Annotated in this window: 3 protein-coding genes and 1 pseudogene; 1 reads left to right on the top strand and 3 read right to left on the bottom strand. The window is 65.3% G+C overall.

Going from position 1 to position 2,793, the window contains the following annotated elements; all coding sequences use genetic code 11:
• Nucleotides 1-30: 30 nt before the first annotated feature.
• Nucleotides 31-300 carry a hypothetical protein gene (locus tag A5701_RS20315; RefSeq protein ID WP_231972861.1) on the top strand — a complete coding sequence of 90 codons (270 nt, stop codon included), beginning with the start codon at nt 31-33 and terminating at the stop codon, nt 298-300.
• 25 nt (nt 301-325) lie between these two features.
• Here A5701_RS20315 and A5701_RS20310 read toward each other — a convergent pair whose 3' ends face one another.
• The 3 genes and pseudogenes from A5701_RS20310 to A5701_RS20300 all read right to left on the bottom strand — a co-directional run.
• A complete protein-coding gene (locus A5701_RS20310; protein WP_067757907.1) occupies nt 326-1,606 on the bottom strand; it encodes a DUF427 domain-containing protein in 1,281 nt (426 codons plus the stop codon).
• A 22-nt stretch (nt 1,607-1,628) separates the two neighbouring features.
• Nucleotides 1,629-2,435, bottom strand: coding sequence for an SDR family oxidoreductase (locus A5701_RS20305; protein WP_231972860.1), 807 nt, complete (start codon nt 2,433-2,435; stop codon nt 1,629-1,631).
• Between the two features lie 58 nt (nt 2,436-2,493).
• Nucleotides 2,494-2,793: pseudogene (locus A5701_RS20300) on the bottom strand (TetR/AcrR family transcriptional regulator); the annotation flags it as partial.

Raw genomic sequence — 2,793 nt, 5'->3', positions numbered from 1 at the left:
CTGCTCGACCATCGGACTCGCAACCGGCTGATGGCCGATGACGCCGAGCTGATGCGCCACATGGTCGCCGACGGCGATGCCGCCGTCCGCCGCACCACAAAGTTCCTCGAACCCTACGTGCGCGATGCCCAGAAACGCGGCGAGGTCGGCGCCGGAGTCGACGTGACCGCCGGTAGCGAATGGCTGGCGAGAATCATCTATTCCTTTTCGACTGTCAATCAAGGTCTGACCTTCGATATGACCAAGCCGGCCACGGTCCGCCGCTACGTCGAGAAATTCGCGATCAACGGCCTGCGCTGACGCGGTCGCGAATTTCACCTGCCCATCACATAGCCGTGCGGCTGTCGCGGCCCATCGCCGCGGGCTCGGTCGCGAACTCACGCACCATCGCCTGGATCGTGTACGACGCGGCGAGCCGTCCATCTCGGGCAAACACCCGGCCGTCGCCCTGCACAAGCCCCCGTCCCGACCAGAAGGCGTGGTTGGTGTACAGCAGCCAGTCGGTAACATCCACGTCGTCGTGAAACGCGATGGTGGCTTTCATGATTCCGGTCGACAAGGTGGCATGCGCGCGGGCTTCGCCCAAACCCGGATGCGGCAACATACCCGCGGCGATAGTCCAATGCGTCGTCGACTGGGCCAGCAACGCCGTCTGCAGGTAAGGGGTCGGCGGCGCATCGCGGAATCGCACCCACACGTTGATGATCGGCGGGCCCACCCGATCGGGATCCGGATCGTAAGCCCCATCGACCACCCGGATCTCGCGGCCGGTCATCCCGAAGCCAGGAAACGACACCGCCTCGTCGGGCCCCGGAACGGCCGGCATGGCCTCGACGTGCCGCATGACGTCGCCGGCTCCGGAGTCCGCAAGCACCAAGCCCGCACTACGCAGCACCCCGCCCTGGCTGATGCGTATTTCGGCCGATGAAAACGATCTGCCCCTGCGAAGCACATCGACGGACAGGTCCACGGGCGCGTCGAATGAAGCCGCTTTGGCGAAGATCATCGATGCCGACGTGATTCGTTGCCCGGGAAGCGCTTTCGACGCCGCGACGATCGCCTCGCCGAGCAGCTGGCCACCCTCGACGACATTGCGACGCGTCGGCCCGTGCGCTGGCCCGACGAACCCGCTTTCGGATACCTGCTGCACGTCGATGATTCTGCACAGCTCGTCGGCGTCTCCCCATAGCGGGAACGTCGCAGGGATCTTTGAGCCGTCCGGCCACTCTTCGACGACGACCACCCGCAGCGCGTCGTCGTAGAAACAGACGTGTCCCGCAATCGCTGCGACCTCTGGCAACGGGGTGCGGTAGGCCCACACGACGTTCTCGACGCCGGAATCCGCCCCGTCAAGGCTCCAGTAACTCGCCCGGCCCTTGAAAGGGCAGACGGTGCTGTGATCCGACGGGCGGAACAACTCCCACCGCACGTCGGATTCGGGAAAGTACAAGCGGTCCTCGTGGTCGGTCTCGGTCACCACGAGGCACCGGTCGCTCTGGGCAACGAGCACGTCACCAAACCACACCTGACCCCGGTATGGACACGGGGTCGCCTCGATCCGGTAATCGGGGTAATCGGGCCACGCCGACTCGACTTGCGTTGGCATCACTACCCTCTCGTCGCCGGCCTCATACCGTCACGGCGCGACGCGGCGACGACGGTGGACGAATTACGAGCTGCTCGAGGCCGACGGCGGGAAAGTTCAAAGCGCTGGCGAACGTTCCCGCCAGCATGTCGGCGACGTCGGCGGGCGACATCAATGTCTCTTGCAAGAGGCCGCGCGCCACCCAATCTTGCACGACCACGCCGAGCAGCCCGGGGTCGAACGCCGCGGTGAACTCCGTCGGAACGGTGCCACCCACGGTGACACAGCAGTAGCGAAAGCCGGGATGCTCAGTGCGCCAGGCATTCAGGCTTTCTGATAGCGCGGCCTTGCTGGAGGAATAGGCGCCCAACGCGGTCCGTGGCTGGCCGACAGTTTCGGAGGACAGGGCGCTGACGATCGCGGCGGGCGCGAGCACCGGCAGGCAGCACTTGATGACTTGATGCACGCCGACGACATTGGTCTGCATCACGTCCGTCCAATCGTCGACGGAAGTGTCGGCGAACATTCTCAAGGGCGCGTACCCCACCGAGATGAACAGCAGGTCGATTTCACCAAGGCTCGCTCGGGCCATATCGGCGAGCCGCGCGCAATCGTCAGCGTTACGCACATCCGCGCTGATGGCCGCGCCGCAGCCGGCATCGGCGGCGACCTCGTCGAGACGGTCTCGTCGGCGCGCCGCGATGAGCAGGTCGGCGCCCTCCTTGCCGGCACGGACGGCGAACGCCCGCCCGATCCCGGCCGATGCGCCCACCACCACGACCCGCTTGCCGGCCAATGTCCGTTCGCCCATGCGCTGACCACCGATCGAGAATCCAGTGTCGAAAGCCATTCGACATCGGAGAACAATAGTACATCTATTGTTTAGTTGAGCGACGCCGCTCAGTCCTTCAGCGAAGCCCGTTGATGGCGAACGTTTCCACGTAGCGCCGGACAGTGTCCGGCTTGGACATGTCGAACGTCTGGGCCTCGTTGACGGTCGAGAACGACCAGATGATGCGGGCCAGCCATTCGCTGGCCGCACTCACGTCGACGCCGGTGCCCACCTCGCCGCGCTCGCGCGCGGCCCGCACGTAAGGTTCGAGAAACTGCGTGGATCGCCGGACCGCGGTGTCACCATCGGAGATCATGTGCCGCATCAGCTCGGCATCGTCGGCCATCAAACGGTTCCGTGTGCGATGGTCGAGCAG

This window comes from Mycobacterium sp. E3305, assembly GCF_001666785.1.
GTDB lineage: Bacteria > Actinomycetota > Actinomycetes > Mycobacteriales > Mycobacteriaceae > Mycobacterium.
Note: the sequence above shows the minus strand (reverse complement) of the source record. Positions and strands in the feature narration are given on the sequence as shown.